Source organism: Pseudaeromonas pectinilytica (assembly GCF_054780855.1).
Genome location: NZ_BAAGVN010000345.1, coordinates 14220 through 35778, shown reverse-complemented (window position 1 = coordinate 35778; position 21559 = coordinate 14220). Strand labels below are relative to the sequence as shown.

Here is a 21559-nt window from a genome sequence, read left to right as displayed (position 1 = left end):
TGTCGGGTATTAGCTGGTCAAGGATGGCGATCATACCTCAGAAGCCGCGCCACGCCTCGCTCATACGAGGGGATGGTTAAGCCCGCACACCGCACTGCTGGGCCAGTTGTCCGAGCGTGACGGCGTAGGACGTGGCCGATGGGGAGCCGGAGCCTGGTACTCCCACGGCGGATACCCAAGCTGGGGTGATGACTCCGGCGGCGAGATAGGCCAACTCGATCCACCCATTGACCCTGCAGAGGCGCCATACCACATCATGAATACCATCGCATGTTTCGCTATCAATGGAACTGAGCGGGTAGCTATCAGCCCCAGCGCTATGAGCATCAAGCAGCTGATTGAAAATTATGCCTGGGAGTTCACCGGCACCCTGCTCGGCAAGACTGCCGTTAACTTTTTGAGTGCCGACACCAACGGGCCCAAGCACCTGGAGGTGACCATCAACGGGTGGACCTGGTTGTTTGCCGTCAAGTCATTCAAGAAGATCAGCAGCTTGGCGGATGAGCAATACAGCTTCACGGCCTATAGCCGCTCCTACTTTCTGGCCTCAGAAATGGTCGGCACAACGACCGTCACCCTGGGGGCCAGCATTGGCGCCTGGCAACTGGTGGAGCAGTTGTTATCGCCGCTTGGATTCACTCTCGAGCGGCCAAACCCTGCGGAGTGGGTTCAGACGCCAGAGTGGACCCTGGAGGCTGGTTCGGCCAGCTGGATCTCGGTACCGCCGATGACCATCATTGCCGATATTGCAGCTGCAGCCGGTGCCGTGGTTACGCCCCATATGACCGAGGATAAGCTCATCGTCACGCCGCGCTATCGCGTGAGCCCCTGGAACTGGGATACGGCGCCGGATTCGGCGTGGTCGCACTTGATCCCGGAGGCGATGATCCCGACAGAAACCAATGAGGCCCAGCATAGCCCACAGTTGGAGCGGGTGCTGATTGCCGGGACTACCCATGGTGTAGTCACTGAGGTGGTCCGGGCTGGGACGGCTGGCAGCGTCAGCGCTGCGGATGTATCGGATCCGCTGGCTCAGTCGGTAGCCGTCAACTCAGAACGCGGCCGGAACGAGTTGGCCGAGTCTGGCTCGATTGTCTTGATGACCGGCCAGCTCCCGCTGATGCCGCCCGGGCAATCCCCGGGGCTGCTGGTGCCCGGGCAACTGGTCAAGGTCCTGCGTGAAGACGGCGCCGTATCCCGAGGGCTGGTGCTGGAGAACGCCATCAATCCCAACGGCGTGGCCAGCGTCTGGCAGAACGTGAGTCTGGAGGTGCACCTTGGCGACAACTAATCCATGGAAGCGGATGCAGGCCATCCTGCAGCAAACAGTTCGCTATCGGGCCGAGGTGATATCAGTCGATGAGATACGCGGTACCAGCTACGTCGAGCTGAGTAGCGGAACCCGGATCAACGTCACCGGCACCAGTGCCGCCGCAGGCAGTCAGGTGATGGTTACCGATGGGGCCATCACCGCCACACTTCCCAACCTGCCATTCTCGAGAGTCGAGATTTAATGTTGTGGGCCAAACATGGCCCACTCTATGCAGTGCGCTCGAACGGCACCACATTCCCTCCGGCTGCGAAAGCGGTCAACCGGATCAGCCATGCCTCATAGGCCTGGCGCTGCTCATCCAGATAATCGTGTTTGTCGTATACCTCCCACACACCACCCAACTTGTGGCCTAGCATTTTTTCCGCAATGTGTGGTTGTGTCAGGGTTGAGAAATTGGTTCTCGCCGTTCTTCGCAGGTCATGCATTGACCATGGCTGCATGTCGAATCGCCTGATTAATCGCGGCGGCAGCCTGGTCGGCGCTTGTTCCGTCATGACACCGCCAGTGGGCGTGTTGAATACGAACTCGCCAGCGCTCAATGCCATGGCTTCCTGTAGTAGATCGATAGCCACCTGAATCAATGGTCGGCGGATAGGGCGCTTCAGGTTCTTCGTGAGATCAGCAGGAACTGTCCAGATGCCAGCCTCAAAATCAAAATGCTCTGGTCTGGACAAGCGCAACTCTACAGTTCTGCAGCCAAACAACATCAGCAGCAGGATCAGTAACTGGTTTTTCCTACTGATTTGGCTTTCGTGCAGTCGCCCCCAGATGACAGCCAATTCTCTGGTGGATAACACTCTATCCCCCTGTGACCGCAGCACTCCGAGGTCGCGCAGAGTGAGAGTGTATATAGGGTTGTTTGTAATGGTCTGCCGGTTCTGCCCGAAAGCCAGCGCCTGTTTTGCATCGGCCAGAAGCTTGTCTGCAATCCCCATCTTGCCATCATCCACCAAGCCATCAAATATCTTGAGCCAGTGCCGCCGCTCAGTCTGCTCAGCGGGCAGATCACCGATTGCTGGGAACACATGCCGCTCGAACCGTTTGACGATGGGTTCGACGCGCTTGCGGCGTTTGCTCAGATATCTGTCGAACCATTCCCTGATGACCTGCTCATTCGTCACAGCCCCGAGCTTGGCGCCAAACTCTAGGCGCCGAACGGTAAGCGGATCATCTCCCCGGGCCAGCACAGCCTTCCAGCGCAACATCTCATCCTTTGCCACTTTGATGCTGGTGGCTGGGTATGAACCCAGATCCATCTTGTGCTGCTTGCCACCCCAGCTATAGCGCATCTGAAAAATTACTTTTCCCGCCAGTGTGATGCGCACCCCAAGCCCGCTCCGATCGGTAACCTCAGTGCGCGACTCTCTCGGCTTACCGAGCTGGGCATCGAGCCACTTGGCGGTGACGGTTATGGATGACATCGGGAAAACCTCTATTTCTGTGGCTAGCCTGTGGCTAATTGGCGGCTGCTGGAGCTTTCGCCAGCCTTCGCTCATCTTCTGAACTAACGGTACACGATCAGGAAAAAGATCAGTAATAAAAAGGTGTTAGGGGTTGAAGGCTTCCGCAATCCGCGTTAATCTGCGCCTCGCAAAATACGCGGGTGTAGTTCAATGGTAGAACTTTAGCTTCCCAAGCTAATAGCGTGGGTTCGATTCCCATCACCCGCTCCAAGTTGATGCTATGCGGGCATCGTATAATGGCTATTACCTCAGCCTTCCAAGCTGATGACGCGGGTTCGATTCCCGCTGCCCGCTCCAAGTTTCCTCTCTGTTACATCCCCGATATTGCTCTGTATGGCCATCAACTACCCGTTGAGGCGTCGCCGTTTCCATCGTCTGGATCACGATGCTAGAATGGCGGTCATTTCGTTTGGCCCCTGATTGCGGGCATCATCACAGACAAGGCATCAAGCATGAAAGTCAAAACCCGTTTTGCCCCCAGCCCGACCGGCTTCCTGCACGTGGGCGGCGCCCGTACCGCTCTCTACTCCTGGCTGTTTGCCCGTCATCAGCAGGGTGAATTTGTCCTGCGTATCGAAGATACGGATCTGGAGCGTTCTACTCAGGAAGCGATCGACGCCATCATCGAAGGCATGAACTGGTTGGGGCTGAACTGGGAAGAGGGTCCTTACTACCAGACCAAGCGTTTTGACCGCTATAACGCCGTCATCGACGAGATGCTGGCCGATGGTCGCGCCTACAAGTGCTACTGCTCTCGCGAGCGTCTGGATACCCTGCGTGAAGGCCAGATGGCTGCCGGCGAGAAGCCGCGTTATGACGGCCGTTGCCGTGACAGCCATGACCACCATGCCGATGATGAACCGTGCGTGATCCGCTTCCGCAACCCGCAAGAGGGTGTGGTGAGCTTTGATGACCATGTCCGCGGTCATATCGAGTTTGCCAACAGCGAGCTGGATGATCTGATCATTCGTCGGACCGATGGCGCACCGACCTACAACTTCTGCGTGGTCATCGACGACTGGGACATGGAAATCACCCATGTGGTGCGGGGTGAAGATCATGTCAATAACACGCCGCGCCAGATCAACATCTACAAGGCCTTGGGTGCTCCGGTTCCGGAGTTTGCCCATGTGTCGATGATTCTGGGCGATGACGGCACCAAGCTCTCCAAACGTCATGGCGCCGTGAGCGTGATGCAGTACCGTGATGATGGGTATCTGCCCGAGGCGCTGCTCAACTATCTGGTGCGCCTGGGCTGGTCCCATGGTGATCAGGAGATCTTCACCCTGGCCGAGATGATTGAACTCTTCAGTCTGGATGCCATCAGCAAGTCGGCCTCTGCCTTCAATACCGACAAGCTCAAGTGGCTGAATAACCACTACATCCGCACCCTGGATCCTGTGTATGTCGCCAAACATCTGGAATGGCATATGGCGGATCAGAAGATCGACTATAGCCAGGGGCCAGCCCTGAGCAGCGTGGTGACCCTGCTGGCCGAGCGCTGCCATACTCTGGTTGAACTGGCGGGGCAGAGCCGCTACTTCTTCGAAGAGTACGAAGCCATTGATGAAGCGGCTGCCAAGAAGCATCTCAAGGCAGCAGCCCGCGAGCCCCTGATGGTGATCCGTGACAAGCTGGCCGCCTTGACCGAGTGGGAAGTCGAGCCGTTGCATCATGTGATCCAGAGCACCGCCGATGAGTTGGGTCTGGGCATGGGCAAGGTCGGGATGCCGCTGCGCGTTGCCGTCACCGGTCTGGGACAATCGCCGTCCATCGATGCCGTGATGCAACTGGTGGGTCGCGAGCGGGTGCTGGCACGTCTGGATCGGGTGATTGCCCAGTTAGCCAGCCAAGCTGAATAAGCTGACTTTTCAGCCTGTTGATGACAAACCCCGGCCTGAGTCCGGGGTTTTTTATCGGCTCGTGTCATCCTCCTCCGATGTTGCTCTTCCCGGATGGCGACCGAGTTGTGCAGTTGTTCGCCGCCTGTGCGCCCGGGCTCATTTTTTTGTTGACACATTTCGGTCCGCTGCCTAATATGCGCCTCGCTTGTCGAGTGGAGACACTTGAAAAGCCGTCCGGAAACCAGCCAGGCCGGATGCGTCATCGCGATTCGATAGACGGGTAGATGTGGGGTTATAGCTCAGCTGGGAGAGCGCTTGCATGGCATGCAAGAGGTCCGCGGTTCGATCCCGCGTAGCTCCACCAAATTTCCCGAAGCGTCAAATAGTTGAATCGAGATGCGTGTGCAGCACGTTAATCTGCGCCCTGTAGTGGGGTTATAGCTCAGCTGGGAGAGCGCTTGCATGGCATGCAAGAGGTCCGCGGTTCGATCCCGCGTAGCTCCACCACTACATATTCCCGGCGAGTGACATCTTGATGGTGTCGTTCGACAGAAAACCTTTGTGGGGTTATAGCTCAGCTGGGAGAGCGCTTGCATGGCATGCAAGAGGTCCGCGGTTCGATCCCGCGTAGCTCCACCACTTTCCAGTCAGCTGTCATCGACGGTTGAAACCTCTGATTTGGGGTTATAGCTCAGCTGGGAGAGCGCTTGCATGGCATGCAAGAGGTCCGCGGTTCGATCCCGCGTAGCTCCACCAAATCAACAAAAAGCCCGTCTTCGTGACGGGCTTTTTGTTATCCGGGATCCGGCTCTGAAGTTCGAAGATCAGTCTGGACTACCGGTTGGGCTATATCCGGCATTAGTCATCGTTATGTTTCTGTACGGGGCTGACGAGGTAAGCGTACGGTCAGCCGCAAGCCCCCCTCGGCAACATTCTCCGCCTCAATGGTACCGCGATGGGCTTCGATGGCTCGCTTGGCGATGGCCAGCCCCAGGCCATGGCCGCGAGTATCCCCGGCATGGTGGAAAGGCTCGAATACCTCCGCCATCAACTCCGGCGGGATCCCGGGGCCGGTATCCTGCACCGTGATACGGTACCAATCGGCCTCTTCATCGAGACCAACCATCACCATGGCTCCGGCAGGCGTGTGCTGTAAGGCATTGCGTAGCAGGTTGTCAAAGGCGCGCCACAATAGCTCTCCCCGACAAGCCAAGACGCACTCCTCGGCTGTGGCGATATGCAGGGTAATGAGGTGGCTATCGTTCTCGAAGCGGGCATCCTCGACCAGGCTTTGCAGCAGGGCGACCAGATCCAGGTAATCATCCTGGGACTGCGGGACCCCCGATTCCAGGCGTGCCAGCGTCAGCACCTCACCGATCATGCCATCCAGCCGCATGGTTTCGTGCTCCAGTCGCTCCAGCATCTCCGGCAGACGTTCCGGGCTCTGGCGCACCAGGCCGATGGCAACTTGCAACCGGGCCAGCGGTGAGCGCAGATCGTGGGAGATGTCGTGCAACAGGCGGCGCTGGGTGCTGAGCAGTTGTTTGAGTTGCTGGGCCATCTTGTCGGCATCCTGTCCCAGTTCCCCCAACTCATCCCGACGATTGCCCATCTGGCGTCGCATGGTCACATCGAACTGGCCGGAGGCGATCTGCCGCAAGCCATCGCGCAGGATGCGGATCGGACGCACCAGATAACGGGCCAGCAAGCCGCTAAAAATCAGACTCGCCAGCAGCGCACTGAGTGGTAGTAGTAAAGGGGTTTCAAAAATACCGAATAGCAAGTTGCCTTCCGGCGGCAGCATGCGATTGAGCATGAACACAATGACTTGCTGGCCATCGGGGAGTCGCACCTGGCGTACCGGGCCGCGAAAATCCGGTGCTGATGATGACTGATGAGTCATGGCGAGTGCCTGATGCCAGGCCTGTAGTGGCACTGTGCGTCCCAATAGATCCTGACCCTGGGCGTTGACCACCAGTGGCACCGGGTGTCGAGGTTTGTTCGGTGCGTCAGGCTCGGGTGGCAGCAACGGTTGGCCTCCACCGTCGGGGCGGGGTGGTGCGGCATCCCCATGCGCGGGCGGGGAGCCAGGTGCGCGCTCTGCGGAGGCCGAGGGTGGTTCACGACTCTCATTTGGTATCTGGAGTATGCTGATTATTTTTTTCAGCTGCGGAATGCCGCCCTCCTGCAGAGCCCGCACTGTCCCATCGATGATGAACCCGATTCGCTTGTTATCTGCTACCTGATCCGGATTCTGCAATCGTGCTTCGTCATATAGCCGTACCATGGTCACGGCACCCAGCGCCATCAGCAGCAGGGAGAGCCAGAAACCGAGCCAGATCTTCCAGAACAGGTTCATCAGCGATCATCCAGCAACTGGTAACCGACGCCTCGTACCGTCTGGATTGGGCTACGGCCATCTTGCAGCAGGCCCAATTTTTGTCGCAGGTTGCTGATATGCACATCCAGGCTGCGGTCATACCGGGTCAGTTGCCGACCGAGGATCTGTTCGGAGAGCTTATTCTTGCTCAACACCATGCCGACATGCTGACACAGGGAGGCCAGCAGGTTGAATTCTGTGCTGGTCAGGTCGAGCAGTTGATCCTGCCAGAAGGCCTGGCGTCGCCGCGAGGAAAGCTGGAGCTTACCCAGCTGATATTCACCATCTGCGGAGTCGACCTTTTCCGGCGCACTACGGCGCAGGATGGCACGGATCCGAGCGACTAATTCCCGCGGGGTGCAGGGTTTAGCCACATAATCATCGGCCCCGGTTTCCAATCCCAGGATCCGATCCACATCATCGCCACGGGCGGTGATCATCAACACCGGCAAGCTGCTGTGCTGGCGTAGCTGACGCAACAGGTCTGCACCATTGAGCTGCGGTAACATCTGATCCAGCAGCAATATATCGAACTCACCGGAGCGTGCGGCCTGCAAGCCGCTGCGGCCATCGTGGCACACGGTGACGGCAAAACCTTCTCCACTCAGGTAGTCATGCTGCAGGGCACATAATTCTTCATCATCATCGACCAGTAAAACCCGAATCATCATTGCTCTCCACAGGCGATAGGCAGGAAATAAACCACTCTTCCGTCATGGGTCAAGGGCGGCCCATGATACGAAATGGTCTTGCTTGGACAAGCGCCGGCACAAAAAATCGCCGGACTTTACCTGATTTTACACTCGCCAGGGCGCGCTGCCGGGATCTAGGGGGCCGTCAGCAACGGGGTCAGGATCGGTGCCAGCTGATCGCGAATTTTTTCCTGGCCGCGGGCATTCGGATGCAGGCCATCCGCCAGCAACAGAGCGGGATCGGTAATGATGGTTTCCATAAAGAAGGGGATCAGCGGGATCTGGTATTGCTGGGCCAGCTCCGGAAAGATGGTTTCAAACTGACGGATGTAACGGGCGCCATAGTTGGGGGGAATGCGGATCTGGGTCAGCAGGACGCGAGCCCCCTGTTGCTGGATGCGTTGCAGCATCTGCTCCAAATTCTGCCGAGTCAGGCGGGGCGGTAACCCCCGTAGACCATCGTTGGCGCCCAGCTCCAGCAGTACCCAGTCTGGAGCGTGAGTGCGTAGGGCTTGATCCAGTCGGGCCAGTCCCCCTTGCGTCGTCTCACCACTGACGCTGGCATTGACGATCTGCAGTTCCAGACCTTGGCTTTTCCACTCCTGGCCGAGCAGGGCAGGCCAGCTTTTTTCGGTGGGTAACTGATAACCCGCACTGAGGCTGTCGCCATAGACGAGCAGGGTGGTAGCATGGCTCGAATAGGCCAACAAGGCGAACAATGAACAGAGGATCCGGAGCATGGCAGAACCTTCGATGATAGTGGTACGCGAGGTGACACAAAGGGTCACGTTAGGGTCGGAGACGCTGACCATACTTGAGGGGATAAATCTGGAAGTCAAGCCGGGAGAGACAGTGGCGCTGGTCGGTGCTTCCGGCTCCGGTAAATCGACCTTGCTGGGTTTGCTCGCGGGGCTGGATCTGGCGAGCGAGGGCGAGATCGAGGTTGCCGGTGTGGCCTTGGGGCAGTTGGATGAAGAGGGGCGAGCCCAGTTGCGAGCCGAGCACATTGGTTTCATCTTCCAATCCTTCTTGTTGTTACCCGGGTTGAGTGCGTTGGAAAATGTGATGTTACCCGCCGAGATCCGCGGTCTGCCCGATGCCAGAGTCAAGGCGGAGCTCTTGCTCCGCGAGGTGGGTCTGGCGGATCGCATCCATCATCATCCGGCACAGTTATCCGGTGGTGAGCAACAACGGGTGGCGATTGCCCGCGCCTTTATTGGCCAGCCCTCGTTGCTGCTGGCCGATGAGCCGACCGGTAATCTGGATCGGCATACCGGTGACAAGATTGCCGATCTGCTGTTTCGTCTCAACCGTGACCATGGTACCAGCCTGGTGATTGTCACCCATGATGAACAGCTCGCATTGCGCTGCGCCCGCCGCTTGCATCTGGATAGCGGCAAGCTCCAGGTCAACGAGACCTCCCACATCCGTACAGGAGTCTTGGCATGAGCGCCAGTTCCGGTATGAAGCGCCTTCCGCGACCGGCTGTCGGGCTCTGGCCTTTGGCGCGACGACTGGTCTGGCAGGAGGGGCGACACGGTATCCTGCGTGGCTTTGTGCTGGCGCTGGCGTTGGCGGTGGCGTGCGTGCTGTGTGTCAGTCTGGTGGCCGATCGACTGCAGCAGGCCCTGGGTCTGGGCAGTCGGGAGTTTCTGGCGGCGGATCTGGTCTTGCAGAGCAGTCGTGTCGTGCCTGATTCCCAGCTCAAGAGCTTGCCTGCTGGTCTGGTGATGAGTCAGACGGTGAGTTTTTCCTCCATGTTGTTTGTCGGCGACAGTATGCAGCTGGCGAGCATCAAGGCGGTGGGTGATGGCTATCCCTTCTATGGAAACCTGCAGTTGCATCCTCAGGGGAAGGTCAAACCGGGGGAGATCTGGTTATCCGCCCGACTGATGGCGTTGCTGCAGGCCAAGGTGGGAGCGACGGTGGAATTGGGCAATATCCAATTGCGGGTGGCCGGAGAGCTGCATCAGGAGCCGGACGAGAATTTCTCGCCCTTCCTGCTGGCGCCGCGCGCGCTGATGCATATCCAGGATGTGGCCCCGGCCCAGGTGATCCTGCCAGGCAGTCGCATCCAATACCGTTATCTGTTCAAGGGGGAGCAGGCGGTGATTGCGGAGGCGGTGACGCGACTCAAGCCTTCGTTGCTGGTCGAACAACGTCTGCTGCAGCCGGGAACCGATACCCAACTTAGCGGTGGCCCGTTGCAACGCAGCGAACGCTTCTTTCGTCTGGCCTCGCTGATCGGTCTGCTGCTGGGGGCGCTGGCGATGCAGATTGCCATGAACCACTTTACCCGGCGTCAGGCGGATAACATGGCACTGCTGAAGACGCTTGGCGCCAGTCGGCGTCAGCTCTGGGTCTGGATGCTCTCGTTATTGGGGTTACTGACCGGGGTGGCCTTTGTGCTGGGCGGAGGCTTGGGTTATCTGCTGCATTTAGGCTTCTTGCAACTGCTCGGCTCTCTGCTGCCGCCAGAAATGCCTCCCCCCTCCTGGGTGCCATTTGCTCTGGGGTTACTGGTCAGCCTGTTTATCACCTTGCTGTTATCCTTTGTCCCCTTCTGGCGGCTGTTAGCCACACCGCCGCAGCGGGTGCTGCGGCAGGATGTGCAGGGACAGGTTCCCGGATGGTTGGCTCTGCCCCTGATCTTCTCCGGCACCCTGTTATTGGGCTGGCTCTTCACCTCGGATGCACGCCTGAGCCTGGGGCTGCTGCTGGGGATGGTGGCGCTGCTGTTGATCCAGGGTGGTCTGGCATACGGACTCTTGCTGGTTCTGCCCCGCGCCCGACGTGGCACTGGATTGGCGCTGGCGCTGGCCCATCTGCGCCGCGAGCGCTGGCAGAGTTTGACCCAGTTGGCGGCCATCGCATTGGCGCTGCTGTTGATTGGCGTGTTGTGGGCCAGCCGTAGCGCCATTTTAAGTGGCTTTGATAGCCGGTTGGGCGCGGATTTGCCCAACCGCTTTGTGCTGAATATTGCCCAGGCCGATAAACCTGGCGTCGAGCAGTGGTTGCAGCAGCAGGGCATTGCCCATTCCGATCTTTATCCGGTGATCCGCGGTCGACTGACCGAGATCGCTGGAGAGCCGGTCGCCCAGGAGGAAGGGGATGCGGGTCGAGCCGGCGTGAACCGGGAGTTGAGCATGACCTGGTTGCAACAGGCGCCACTCCACAACGAGCTGGTGGCCGGAAGCTGGTGGCGTGCCGGAGAGCTGGGGCAGGTATCGGTGGAGCAGGGGGTGGCGGAACGACTGGGTATCCAGTTGGGTGACATGCTGCAATTTAACATTGAGGGGCGGGAGATCTCGGCCCGAGTCAGTTCGTTGCGCAAGGTGAACTGGGAGGAGATGCAGCCTAACTTTTTCATGATCTTCTCGCCGGATCTGCTGCAGGATTACCCCGCCAGCTGGCTGGCCAGTCTGCGGGTTCCGGCGGGTGATCAACAACTGGAGGTGGAGCTGGTGCGCCGTTATCCGGCTCTGACCCTGATTGATACCGATAGCATCATGCAGCGTCTGCAAGGGGTGCTGGAGCAGATCAGCCGCGCGTTGGGGCTGATGTTTTCACTGGTGGCGTTGGCCGCCGTGCTGGTGCTCTTTACCCAGGTCCAGGCTGGAATTTCCCGCCGTTGGCAGGAGCTGGTGCTGATGCGGACCCTGGGCGCGGGTCAACGCCTGCTGCAACGGACCCTGCGCTGGGAGCTGCTGGCCACCGGTTTGCTGGCGGGGGTCTCGGCAGCGCTGGGAACCGAGCTGGTGATGCTGACCCTGCAGCAGTTATGGAGCGAATTGGCTTGGCAGCCGCACTATCTGTTGTGGTGGGGACTGCCATTGCTGGGTGCAGCTCTGGTGATGCTGGCGGCCCAGGGGCCGATGCGTCGCCTGCTGGGTTCTGTGCTCGCCAGCCGATTGCGGCAGGGGGGGTAACTCGTCACGCTCCGTCTCGTGGTGAGGTCACCCGGCGTCAGCCGGGTGACCTCAGACTTCCGGTACCGAAAAATGGTTGTGGGTTGCTTTCAGGGCATGTTTCAGTGTCGAGCTGAGCTTCGGATATTGGAACTGGAAACCCGCTTCCAGCAAGCGTTGCGGCACCACGTTCTGTCCATACAGCAGCAGGTCGGCCATCTCGCCGAGCAGCAGTCGCAGCAACCAGGCGGGTGTCCGTAGCCAGTGGGGTCTGTGCAGTGCCTGTGCGAGCAGGCGGGAGAACTCCTGTTGCGGCACGGCATGCGGAGAAGTGGCATTGTAAATGCCGTGGCACTGCTCGTGTTCGAGCAAAAACAAAAACACGGCTACCAGATCCGTCAGGGCAATCCACGACAGATACTGTTGACCATCGCCCAGTGGCCCACCCAGGCCGAGTCGGTATGCCGGTAACATCTTGGCTAGGGCGCCACCCTCGGCACCCAGCACCACACCAATCCGGACAATACAGACCCGGCAGCCATAGTCGCTCGCTTCGAGTGCCAGTTGCTCCCAGCGTCGACACACCTCATGGGTAAATTCAGGATGGATGCAGGTGTCGTCCTCGGTTAACGGCTGACTCTCCTGACGACCATAAAAGCCTATGGCTGAGGCATTGAGCCAGATCCGTGGCGGGTTGCAGCAGTGCCGCAACCGCTCCAGCAGTGCCTCGGTGAGATGCCAGCGACTCTCGCAGATCCGCTGTTTTTGGGAAGTACTCCAACGTTTGTTGGCAATGGGCTCTCCGGCCAGATTGATGATGGCATCGAAGCCATCCAGCGAATCCAGCTCATTCAGCGTTAGATAGTGATAAGTCGACGAATGCAATAGCCGTTGGGCCCGCACGGTATCGCGGCTGAGGAGTGTGATGGCATGACTCTTACCCAGGGCGGCTAGCAGGTGCTGGCCAATAAAACCGGTGGCTCCGGTGATCAGTATGCGCATGACGAACTCCGATCGGGATGAGGCTATGGGATAACAGTGCTTTACACCGAATGAGTTTAGTCGTCCAGCGGGTTAATCTCGCCCGATTGTCGGCATTCGATCGTCCAGGTTGATGACCATCCTGTGATGTTATCCACATTTACTGTGGGTAAGTGTGTAGATTAGTACTGGAATTGCTGCAGATAGATGGCTACAGCGCAGCTGTGGCAGGGGTCAGCGGAATTGTGGCGTCTGCTGGGAAAATGCGCCTGCTTTTACGGCAACCCTTGGGATCTTCGTCGTGCGCAGCAGCCGAGTATAAAAAAGGCTCGGTCCCGGTTATGCGTTCCTCGGATCAAAACCCGGCATCAAGCCCGTATTCAGGAGTCAGGGCGAACACAGACACGCCGTGAATACATCCGTGTAGGCTCGGCGGCGGCATCCCTGCCGCCAACGGTCTGCTTTTCGTCCAGACTCCATTCATCTTGATTCATAACAGGTAACTGGGATAGAGCCATAAAAAAAGGAGCGCTAGGCGCTCCTTGTCATCAACCGGCTCCGAGACCGGATAGGCCCTCGACTCAGGCGTCGACCACCACACCGGCTTGTTCGGATTGGATGGCGGTCAGAGCAATGGTGTAGACGATGTCATCCACCAGTGCACCGCGGGACAGATCGTTGACCGGCTTGCGCATACCTTGCAGCATGGGGCCGATGGAAACCAGATCCGCCGAGCGTTGTACCGCCTTGTAGGTGGTGTTGCCGGTATTCAAATCCGGGAAGATGAATACTGTGGCTTGACCCGCAACCGGAGAGTTCGGTGCCTTGGATAGGGCCACATCGGCCATGATGGCGGCGTCATATTGCAATGGACCATCGATGATCAGATCCGGACGCTTTTCCTTGGCGATACGGGTCGCTTCGCGCACCTTGTCCACATCCGCACCGGTACCCGAGGTGCCAGTCGAGTAGGAGATCATGGCCACACGCGGCTCGATGCCGAACGCGGTTGCAGAATCTGCAGACTGGATGGCGATCTCGGCCAGCTGTTCGGCGTTCGGATCCGGGTTGATGGCACAGTCACCATACACCAGCACCTGATCCGGCAGCAGCATGAAGAACACCGACGACACCAGCGAAGAGCCTGGTGCTGTCTTGATGATCTGCAGGGGCGGACGAATGGTGTTGGCGGTGGTGTGTACCGCACCGGAGACCAGACCGTCGACTTCGTTGCGTTCGAGCATCATGGTGCCGAGCACTACGTTGTCTTCGAGCTGCTCACGAGCAACGACTTCGGTGATGCCCTTGGCCTTGCGCAGCTCGACCAGACGCGGCACATAGCGTTCGCGGGCCACGACTGGATCGATGATCTCGACGCGATCGTTGAGGATCACACCTTGCTGCTCGGCGACGCGACGGATTTCATCCGGGTTGCCCAACAACACTGGACGCGCAATCCCACGTTCGGCACAGATAGCGGCTGCCTTAACGGTGCGCGGTTCGTCGCCTTCCGGCAGCACGATGCGCTTGTTGGCATGACGGGCCAGCTCGGTAAGCTGATAACGGAATGCCGGAGGGCTCAGACGACGAGAACGGCTGGAGGCCGCAGTCAGCGACTCTAACCAGTGTTTGTCGATATGGCCGGCGACATAGTCCTGGACCATTTCGATGCGTTCGATATCGTCGGCCGGAATTTCCAGGTTGAAGTTTTGCAGGCTGACGGCAGTCTGCCAGGTGTTGGTATCGATCATCATGATCGGCAGGCCGGTTTGCATGGCTTGCTGACACAGGGCCATCACCTGGGGCTCTGGATGATAGTTACCGGTCAGCAGCAGGGCACCGAGTTTGACGCCGTTCATCGCCGCCAGACAGGCAGAAACAATGACATCGGAACGATCACCGGAGGTGACCAGCAGGCTGCCCGGACGGAAGTGCTCGACCATGTTGTGGATGGAGCGGGCGCAGAAGGTAACCTGATGCAGACGACGCTTGCTGAGTTCGCCTTCGTTCAGGATCTTGGCGCTCAGATGCTTGGCCAGATCCTTGGCGCGAGGTGCAATCAGCTGGGTATTCCACGGGATGCAACCCAGGATGCGCAATGGGCTCTTGCCGAAGAATTGCAACACTTCCAGGTTGTTGGCCATCTCGGCGCTGCTGTGGTGGGCTTCGAACATCTCGGTCAGATCAGGGCGGGTGACGCCATGTTCATCGACCGGAGCGCCAACCTTGTTGATGATGCAGCCGACGATCCGCTTGTTCTGTACGCCACCAAAGTTGGAACTGGTGAGCTCGATCCGCTCTTTAAGCTTCTGACTGGAATCGTTACCAGGATGGGTAACAAAAACCATGTCGGCATCCAGAGCGCTGGCGATGTCATAGTTCAGCTTGTTGGCGAACGGTTGTTTGTCGACGGGAACCAGACCCTCAACCACCACCACTTCGGCGCCACTCTCTTTGACGTGATTTTCATACAGCGCCACGATCTCTTCGAGCAATACAGCGGTATTACCCGTGGAGATCATGTTTTCTGCGTAATGAAGGGAGAGTGGTTCGGGAGGGGTGATGTTAGAGCCTGCGCGGATGACGGCGGTAGAAGCTTCCGGACCTGAATGTGCGGGTTTCGGTTGAGCGACCGGTTTGAAGAAACTGACGTTGACACCGTGTCTTTCCATCGCTCGGACCATACCGAGACTCACGGAGGTAACGCCTACACCGGAGCCAATCGGGATAAGCATGATAGTGCGTGCCACTGGTGTATCCCCTAGTTGATGAACAAGTTGGCCAATTAAAAAAGGCTGCCTTCGGCAGCCTCGCTATTTTACCTAGTCTGAATCAGCCTGCCACCAATTCCAGCGCATCATGGGCAATTACCCACTCTTCGTTGGTTGGAATCACCATGGCCAGGGTGCTACCGGCTTCGGTGATGACGCCTTGCTTACCAAAACGCGCCTTCAGGTTGGCTTCGCTGTTCACCTTGAAGCCCAACAGTGCCAGACGATTCAGGGTCATCTCGCGGATCGGTGCCGAGTTTTCACCGATACCACCGGTAAACACCACGGCATCCAGGCGGCCATCCAGAGCGGCGATGTAGCTACCGATGGTCTTGGCCAGACGATAGCAGTAGAGATCCATGGCTCGCTTGGCAGCGATGTCGGTATCGTAATTATCTTCGGCGAAACGGCAATCGCTGGTCACGCCCGTCAGACCCAGCAGGCCAGACTCCTTGGTCAGCATGGTGTTGATATCGCCCATGCTCATACCCAGGGTGTCATGCAGGTGGAAAATGATCGCCGGATCGATATCACCACAGCGGGTGCCCATCACCAAGCCTTCCAGCGGTGTCATCCCCATGGAGGTATCGACAGATTGGCCATTTTTGATCGCGCAGACGGAGCCGCCATTGCCCAGGTGGCAATTGATGATGTTGAGTTCACTCACCGGCTTGCCCAATGCTTCAGCGGCTTGCAAGCTGATGTAATAGTGGCTGGTGCCGTGCATGCCATAACGACGGATACCTTGTTCGGTATACATCTTGTAAGGCAGGGCATACAGGAATGCATGTTCCGGCATGGTTTGATGGAAGGCGGTATCAAAAACGGCAACGTTCGGCAGGGCCGGGAAGGCTTGCTGTGCGGCCTTGATGCCAACCAGGTGAGCCGGGTTATGCAACGGAGCCAGAGCGACACAGGCCTCGATACCTTGAACCACTTCATCGGTGATTACCACGGAGGAGGTGAATTTTTCACCACCGTGCACTACGCGATGGCCAATGGCAAACAGGTTGTCGTTGAGTTCAAGGTGTTTGGCCAGGATCTGGTTCACGATGAAGCTCATGGCTTCTTCGTGCGCAGCACCGGCGCCGAGGTCAGCAGCATCTTTCTGACCATCGAGTTTCCATTTGATCCGGGCATCATCCAGGCGCAGGCATTCGGCCAGACCGGACAGTTTTTCATCACCGTTGGTGGCATCGATCACGGCGAACTTCAGGGATGAACTGCCACAGTTAAGTACAAGAACCAGCTTGCTGCTCATTCGTAGTAAATCCTATCTATCTTTTTAAGGGGTTTACTGTCTGGAATGGGTAGTTTTCCAGCAGAGTTAACGTATGCTTACATTAAAGGTGCTGTCAGCGCGTCCGGCATGGAACGTCTGCTCAGCCTCAGAATGTAGTCTGTGAGGCTCGACAAGGCGAAAAAGCCGGGTTAAAAATCAAGCGCCGGAAGAATACAGGGGAAGCATAAAAATAACAAAAAATTCTTGTAATAAGCATGTAACCATTTTCAACGTATGGTTATTGGGCTCGAGGTAGTAGATATGACTTTATTTCAAAAAAAGATACAAATGGGACATCTTTACATGCAGCTCTGGCCTAAAGAGAAGTCGTTGGCGGCTATGTTCCCGGAAAATCGCATTATTGCCGCGGTGGAATTTGGCATGAAATGGCTGCCAGCCTTGGCGGTGATGAGTCTGTTGCTGCAGTTTCATTTCGGCCAGCCCAGCTTGTGGCCCGTGGTGATCAGCAGTCTGTTATTTATGGTGAGCTTGCCGCTGCAGGGCTATTACTGGCTGGGTCAACGAGCGGAAACCAAGCTGCCGCACTCGCTCTCCCGTTGGTACTCGGATATCAATGAAAAGATGGGGCAGGCTCGGCATGCGCCGCATCCCCGTTATCTTGAACTGGCTGAAACCTTGAATCAGGCATTCAAGAAACTGGATCGAGCGGTCATTTATTCCTGATGAATGTGCTGACAACAAAAAGCCACCTCGCGGTGGCTTTTTGCTATGTGCTTTCCAGCTATCGCCTAGTAGATCACGTTGGGGTGATATTTGCCGATAATGTCGCGGATGGTATCCATGGTCTCTTTCTTCGGCGGGTGGATACCATCGAGCATGTATTTTTCGCCCATGGCTTCCCACTTGTGTTTGCCCAGCTCGTGATAGGGCAAAAGCTCAACTTTTTCGACACAACCGTTCAGCTCATCATGGATGAATTGCCCCAACGCTTCGGCCCCGGCCACATCATCGCTCCAGCTTGGCACCACCACATAGCGGATCCAGATCTTCTTCCCCTTTTTGGCCAGGTAACGGGCAAAATCCAGACAATATTTGTTGCTGACATGGGTCAACGGAATATGGATATCGTCGTTCATATGCTTGATATCCAGCATCACCAGATCCGAGACATCCAGCAGGGCATCCAGTGCCGCATCGTAATGACGGACAAAACCATTGGTATCCAGGCAGGTGTGAATGCCTTGCGCCTTGCAGGCGGCAAATAATTCGGTAACGAACTCTTTTTGTAGCGTGGCTTCACCACCGGATGCGGTGATCCCGCCGCCGGATGCATTGATAAAATGGCGGTAAGTCAGCAGGTCTTTCATCAACTCGTCGACGGTTACCTCGCGTCCCTCGGTGGTGTCCCAGGTATCACGGTTGTGACAGTAGAGACAGCGCATCAGACATCCCTGCATGAAGACGATGAAGCGGATACCCGGTCCGTCGACGGTTCCGCAGGTTTCAACAGAGTGGATCCGGCCTTTGAGTGGCGCCGAGTTTGGCATAGAGAGGCTCCGGTAGATTGATTTACTTACTTTACTATTTTAAGCGATTGAGATTTTGAACTCACTGCATTTAGGAGTGCAGCCTATCCTGATTCTAGCCGACGACCAATAAAAAACCCCCGGCAAGCCGGGGGTTTTGTAAATCAATCACGCAATCCGTTATTACATGGATTGAGTGAAGGTCCGGGTGATGACGTCCTGCTGTTGTTCCTTGGTCAAGGAGTTGAAGCGCACGGCATAACCAGAGACACGAATGGTCAACTGCGGGTATTTCTCCGGGTTTTCCATGGCGTCGAGAAGCATTTCACGGTTCATGACGTTGACGTTCAGGTGCTGACCGCCTTCGACATTGGCTTCGTGGTGGAAGTAACCGTCCATCAGACCAACCAGGTTCAGACGCTGAGCTTCCTCTTGCTTACCCAGTGCGTTCGGCACGATGGAGAAGGTGTAAGAGATACCGTCTTTCGCATAGGCAAACGGCAGCTTGGCAACTGAGGTCAGAGAGGCAACCGCACCCTTCTGGTCACGGCCGTGCATCGGGTTGGCACCAGGACCAAACGGAGCACCGGCACGACGACCATCCGGAGTGTTACCGGTCTTCTTACCATATACCACGTTAGAGGTGATGGTCAGAACCGACTGGGTCGGGATCGCGTTGCGGTAGGTCTTGTGGGTCTGGATCTTCTTCATGAAGCTTTCAACCAGCTCACAGGCGATGGAGTCAACTCGCTCGTCGTTGTTACCAAACTGCGGGTATTCGCCTTCGATTTCGAAGTCGATGGCCAGACCGTCTTCATCACGGATTGGCTTGACCTTGGCATACTTGATAGCAGACAGGGAGTCAGCGGTCACGGACAGACCGGCGATACCACAGGCCATGGTACGGATCACATCGCGGTCATGCAGAGCCAGCTGAATTGCTTCGTAGCTGTACTTGTCGTGCATGTAGTGGATGATGTTCAGGGCGGTGACATATTGAGTCGCCAGCCAGTCCATGAAATGGTCCAGACGGTCCATGACATCGTTGTAGTCCAGATACTCGCCCTTGACCGGCTCGGTCTTCGGACCGATCTGGATCTTGAGCTTCTCATCGACACCACCGTTGATAGCATACAACATGGTCTTGGCCAGGTTGGCACGAGCACCGAAGAACTGCATCATCTTGCCGATGATCATCGGGGAGACGCAACAAGCGATAGCGTAGTCATCGTTGTTGAAGTCGGTACGCATCAGGTCGTCGTTTTCGTACTGTACGGAAGAGGTGTCGATAGATACCTTGGCACAGAACTTCTTGAAGCCGATTGGCAGCTGTTCAGACCACAGAATGGTCATGTTTGGCTCAGGAGACGGCCCCATGGTGTACAGGGTGTTCAGGTAACGGAACGAGCTCTTGGTGACCAGGGTACGGCCATCAACACCCATACCGCCGATGGATTCGGTTGCCCAAATCGGATCGCCAGAGAACAGGGTGTCGTATTCCGGAGTCCGCAGGAAACGGACCATACGCAGCTTCATCACCAGATGGTCAATCAGCTCTTGGGCTTCTTGCTCGGTGATCAGACCCTTCTTCAGGTCACGTTCGATATAGGTATCGATGAAGGTAGCGGTACGACCGAAGGACATGGCCGCGCCGTTTTGTGACTTCACGGCACCCAGGTAACCGAAATAGGTCCACTGAACCGCTTCTTGAGCAGTGGTGGCCGGGCCAGAAATGTCGCAACCATACTTGGCTGCCATTTCCTTGAGTTGACCCAGAGCACGGTGTTGCTCGCAGATCTCTTCACGCAGGCGAATGGTAGCTTCCAGATCTTCACCGGCTTCCAGTTTGGCTTGCAGGGATTTGAACTGGGACAGCTTGTCAGCCATCAGGAAGTCGATACCGTACAGGGCGACACGGCGATAGTCGCCGATGATGCGACCACGGCCATAGGCATCCGGCAGACCGGTGATGACACCAGACTTACGGCAGTTCAGGATGTCTTTGGTGTAGACATCGAATACGCCTTGGTTGTGGGTCTTGCGGTATTCGGTGAAGGTTTTCTTCAGTTGCGGATCCAGTTCACGGCCATAAACATGGCAGGAACTCTCGACCATCTTGATGCCGCCAAACGGAACAATGGCGCGCTTCAGTGGCTTGTCAGTCTGCAAACCAACGATCTTTTCCAGACTTTGTTCGATGTAACCGGCATCGTGAGCAGTGATGGTGGAGGCAAGGTCAGTGTCGAAGTCAACCGGAGCATGAGTGCGGTTCTCTTCCTTGATGCCTTCCATGACCTTATCCCACAGCGTGGTGGTCGCCTGGGTAGCACCAGCGAGGAAGCTTTCATCGCCTTCATACGGGGCATAGTTCTTCTGGATGAAGTCGCGGGTATTGACTTCAGTTTGCCAAGCTCCGGGTACGAAGCCTTCCCATGCCTTCAGACACTTTTCGTTAAGCTCTGCCATGTTTCATTACCTCTTGGGTATTGATGATCCAAGCTTCCGCAGCCACTTAGTGGTGACGACGGAAAATAAACCAGTAGGTCAAACCAATCATGCCGCCGCCGATGATATTACCGATGGTGACCGGGATCAGGTTGTTGATAATAAAGTGGCCAACGGTCAGATCCGCATATTTTGCCGGGTCTGCACCGATGGCTTGCCAAAATTCCGGGCCGGCAAAAGCCTGAATGGCGATGCCGACCGGGATCATGAACATGTTCGCGATGCTGTGCTCGAAACCAGAGGCGACAAACATGGCCACTGGCAGGATCATGATCAGTGCCTTGTCGGTCATAGTGCGGCCGCCAAAGGCCATCCAGGCTGCCAGACAGACCATCAGGTTACACAGGATCCCCAACGCCACCGCTTCGACGAAGGTGTGATGGATCTTGTGCTGAGCCACATTCAATGCGGTCAGACCCCACTGGCCATTGGTGTTCATGTACTGGCTACTGAGCATGATGAGAGCGAACATGACGAGGCCGCCGACCAGGTTGCCAAAGTAGACAATACCCCAGTTTTTCAGCATCTGCGACCAGGTGATCCGGTTAGCTGCACGAGCAACCAATGTCAGAGTGGTGGAGGTAAACAGCTCACCGCCGAGGATGACGCACAGGATCAAACCGAGGGCGAAGCAAACGCCGCCTGCCAGCTTGCTACCGCCGGTCGCAATGACAGTGATATAGAAGACGAAGGCCATGGCGATAAAGGCGCCAGCGGTGATGGCCAGCATAAAGGTTTTAGCGGCGGGCTTGGTAGCCTTGCCGTAGGTGATATCTTCAGCAACGGCCGCGATGGCTTCTGGCTTTAGACAATCAAATGGAGATTCAGCTTTCACGTGATGGCACCCGAGTTGTCATTTTACTGTCGTAATGATAGCAACAAAAACGAGGTTCAAATTTGTCTTGGATCAATT

Annotated in this window: 16 protein-coding genes and 6 tRNA genes; 12 read left to right on the top strand and 10 right to left on the bottom strand. The window is 57.0% G+C overall.

All coding sequences use genetic code 11. The features are described 5' to 3' along the window. Positions 1–256: 256 nt before the first annotated feature. Positions 257–1291: a hypothetical protein gene (locus ACYVG7_RS16800; RefSeq protein WP_460884235.1), complete on the top strand. Its 1035-nt coding sequence runs from the start codon at positions 257–259 to the stop codon at positions 1289–1291. Further along, positions 1278–1514, top strand: a complete 237-nt coding sequence (locus tag ACYVG7_RS16795; RefSeq protein ID WP_460884234.1) for a hypothetical protein — start codon at positions 1278–1280, stop codon at positions 1512–1514. Before ACYVG7_RS16800 ends, ACYVG7_RS16795 begins: the two co-directional genes overlap by 14 nt. A gap of 25 nt (positions 1515–1539) precedes the next feature. Here the strand turns inward: ACYVG7_RS16795 and ACYVG7_RS16790 are convergent, their stop codons facing one another. Further along, positions 1540–2754 (bottom strand): tyrosine-type recombinase/integrase, encoded by a 1215-nt coding sequence (locus ACYVG7_RS16790; RefSeq protein WP_460884233.1) that lies wholly within the window; start codon positions 2752–2754, stop codon positions 1540–1542. A 178-nt stretch (positions 2755–2932) separates the two neighbouring features. On the opposite strand from ACYVG7_RS16790, the gene ACYVG7_RS16785 reads away from it, so the two are divergent. From ACYVG7_RS16785 to ACYVG7_RS16755, 7 genes are all read left to right on the top strand, one after another. Next, a tRNA-Gly gene (locus ACYVG7_RS16785) sits at positions 2933–3006 on the top strand. Positions 3007–3018: 12 nt separating this feature from the next. Then, positions 3019–3093 (top strand) — tRNA-Gly (locus ACYVG7_RS16780). A gap of 155 nt (positions 3094–3248) precedes the next feature. Next, complete coding sequence (gene gltX / locus ACYVG7_RS16775) at positions 3249–4658, top strand: glutamate--tRNA ligase (RefSeq protein WP_460884232.1); 1410 nt, start codon at positions 3249–3251, stop codon at positions 4656–4658. Positions 4659–4928: 270 nt separating this feature from the next. Then, positions 4929–5004, top strand: a tRNA-Ala gene (locus ACYVG7_RS16770). A 67-nt stretch (positions 5005–5071) separates the two neighbouring features. Next, positions 5072–5147, top strand: a tRNA-Ala gene (locus ACYVG7_RS16765). Between the two features lie 56 nt (positions 5148–5203). Beyond that, positions 5204–5279 (top strand) — tRNA-Ala (locus ACYVG7_RS16760). Positions 5280–5320: 41 nt separating this feature from the next. Further along, positions 5321–5396: transfer RNA gene (locus ACYVG7_RS16755), tRNA-Ala, on the top strand. A 112-nt stretch (positions 5397–5508) separates the two neighbouring features. Here the strand turns inward: ACYVG7_RS16755 and ACYVG7_RS16750 are convergent. The 3 genes from ACYVG7_RS16750 to ACYVG7_RS16740 form a co-directional block, all read right to left on the bottom strand. Continuing rightward, entirely contained in the window at positions 5509–6999 is a 1491-nt protein-coding gene (locus ACYVG7_RS16750; RefSeq protein ID WP_460884231.1) for a HAMP domain-containing sensor histidine kinase, read from the bottom strand. Then, complete coding sequence (locus ACYVG7_RS16745) at positions 6999–7688, bottom strand: response regulator (RefSeq protein WP_460884238.1); 690 nt, start codon at positions 7686–7688, stop codon at positions 6999–7001. The genes ACYVG7_RS16750 and ACYVG7_RS16745 overlap by 1 nt, the downstream gene beginning before the upstream one ends. A gap of 158 nt (positions 7689–7846) precedes the next feature. Beyond that, the gene (locus ACYVG7_RS16740; protein WP_460884230.1) at positions 7847–8452 is read right to left on the bottom strand and encodes an arylesterase; all 606 of its coding nucleotides are present in this window, start codon (positions 8450–8452) and stop codon (positions 7847–7849) included. Here ACYVG7_RS16740 and ACYVG7_RS16735 point away from each other — a divergent pair. Continuing rightward, a complete protein-coding gene (locus ACYVG7_RS16735; protein WP_460884229.1) occupies positions 8451–9161 on the top strand; it encodes an ABC transporter ATP-binding protein in 711 nt (236 codons plus the stop codon). The genes ACYVG7_RS16740 and ACYVG7_RS16735 overlap by 2 nt on opposite strands. After that, positions 9158–11641 (top strand): ABC transporter permease, encoded by a 2484-nt coding sequence (locus ACYVG7_RS16730; RefSeq protein WP_460884228.1) that lies wholly within the window; start codon positions 9158–9160, stop codon positions 11639–11641. The genes ACYVG7_RS16735 and ACYVG7_RS16730 overlap by 4 nt, the downstream gene beginning before the upstream one ends. Positions 11642–11692: 51 nt before the next feature. On the opposite strand, the gene ACYVG7_RS16725 is transcribed toward ACYVG7_RS16730, so the two are convergent. The 3 genes from ACYVG7_RS16725 to ACYVG7_RS16715 all read right to left on the bottom strand — a co-directional run bounded on the left by ACYVG7_RS16725 (position 11693) and on the right by ACYVG7_RS16715 (position 16633). Then, the gene (locus tag ACYVG7_RS16725; RefSeq protein WP_460884227.1) at positions 11693–12622 is read right to left on the bottom strand and encodes a TIGR01777 family oxidoreductase; all 930 of its coding nucleotides are present in this window, start codon (positions 12620–12622) and stop codon (positions 11693–11695) included. Between the two features lie 560 nt (positions 12623–13182). Further along, positions 13183–15336, bottom strand: a complete 2154-nt coding sequence (gene pta / locus ACYVG7_RS16720) for a phosphate acetyltransferase (RefSeq protein WP_460884237.1) — start codon at positions 15334–15336, stop codon at positions 13183–13185. 97 nt (positions 15337–15433) lie between these two features. Next, on the bottom strand, positions 15434–16633 hold the full coding sequence (locus tag ACYVG7_RS16715) for an acetate kinase (RefSeq protein ID WP_460884226.1): 1200 nt from the start codon (positions 16631–16633) through the stop codon (positions 15434–15436). A gap of 255 nt (positions 16634–16888) precedes the next feature. Here ACYVG7_RS16715 and yfbV point away from each other — a divergent pair, with 255 nt between their 5' ends. Continuing rightward, positions 16889–17338, top strand: a complete 450-nt coding sequence (gene yfbV, locus ACYVG7_RS16710) for a terminus macrodomain insulation protein YfbV (protein WP_460884225.1) — start codon at positions 16889–16891, stop codon at positions 17336–17338. A 65-nt stretch (positions 17339–17403) separates the two neighbouring features. On the opposite strand, the gene pflA is transcribed toward yfbV, so the two are convergent. From pflA to focA, 3 genes are all read right to left on the bottom strand, one after another. Further along, positions 17404–18162, bottom strand: a complete 759-nt coding sequence (pflA, locus tag ACYVG7_RS16705; RefSeq protein ID WP_460884224.1) for a pyruvate formate lyase 1-activating protein — start codon at positions 18160–18162, stop codon at positions 17404–17406. 162 nt (positions 18163–18324) lie between these two features. Further along, on the bottom strand, positions 18325–20607 hold the full coding sequence (pflB, locus tag ACYVG7_RS16700; protein WP_460884223.1) for a formate C-acetyltransferase: 2283 nt from the start codon (positions 20605–20607) through the stop codon (positions 18325–18327). Positions 20608–20653: 46 nt separating this feature from the next. Next, positions 20654–21481, bottom strand: a complete 828-nt coding sequence (focA, locus tag ACYVG7_RS16695) for a formate transporter FocA (protein ID WP_460884222.1) — start codon at positions 21479–21481, stop codon at positions 20654–20656. Positions 21482–21559: the final 78 nt, after the last annotated feature.

What these genes read in the sequence shown, in the direction of transcription:
- ACYVG7_RS16800 (WP_460884235.1), top strand. Translation starts at nt 257, where the DNA reads ATGAATACCATCGCATGTTTCGCTATCAATGGAACTGAGCGGGTAGCT.
- ACYVG7_RS16790 (WP_460884233.1), bottom strand. Translation starts at nt 2,754, where the DNA reads ATGTCATCCATAACCGTCACCGCCAAGTGGCTCGATGCCCAGCTCGGT.
- gltX (WP_460884232.1), top strand. Translation starts at nt 3,249, where the DNA reads ATGAAAGTCAAAACCCGTTTTGCCCCCAGCCCGACCGGCTTCCTGCAC.
- ACYVG7_RS16750 (WP_460884231.1), bottom strand. Translation starts at nt 6,999, where the DNA reads ATGAACCTGTTCTGGAAGATCTGGCTCGGTTTCTGGCTCTCCCTGCTG.
- ACYVG7_RS16745 (WP_460884238.1), bottom strand. Translation starts at nt 7,688, where the DNA reads ATGATTCGGGTTTTACTGGTCGATGATGATGAAGAATTATGTGCCCTG.
- ACYVG7_RS16735 (WP_460884229.1), top strand. Translation starts at nt 8,451, where the DNA reads ATGGCAGAACCTTCGATGATAGTGGTACGCGAGGTGACACAAAGGGTC.
- ACYVG7_RS16740 (WP_460884230.1), bottom strand. Translation starts at nt 8,452, where the DNA reads ATGCTCCGGATCCTCTGTTCATTGTTCGCCTTGTTGGCCTATTCGAGC.
- ACYVG7_RS16730 (WP_460884228.1), top strand. Translation starts at nt 9,158, where the DNA reads ATGAGCGCCAGTTCCGGTATGAAGCGCCTTCCGCGACCGGCTGTCGGG.
- ACYVG7_RS16725 (WP_460884227.1), bottom strand. Translation starts at nt 12,622, where the DNA reads ATGCGCATACTGATCACCGGAGCCACCGGTTTTATTGGCCAGCACCTG.
- pta (WP_460884237.1), bottom strand. Translation starts at nt 15,336, where the DNA reads ATGCTTATCCCGATTGGCTCCGGTGTAGGCGTTACCTCCGTGAGTCTC.
- ACYVG7_RS16715 (WP_460884226.1), bottom strand. Translation starts at nt 16,633, where the DNA reads ATGAGCAGCAAGCTGGTTCTTGTACTTAACTGTGGCAGTTCATCCCTG.
- yfbV (WP_460884225.1), top strand. Translation starts at nt 16,889, where the DNA reads ATGGTTATTGGGCTCGAGGTAGTAGATATGACTTTATTTCAAAAAAAG.
- pflA (WP_460884224.1), bottom strand. Translation starts at nt 18,162, where the DNA reads ATGCCAAACTCGGCGCCACTCAAAGGCCGGATCCACTCTGTTGAAACC.
- pflB (WP_460884223.1), bottom strand. Translation starts at nt 20,607, where the DNA reads ATGGCAGAGCTTAACGAAAAGTGTCTGAAGGCATGGGAAGGCTTCGTA.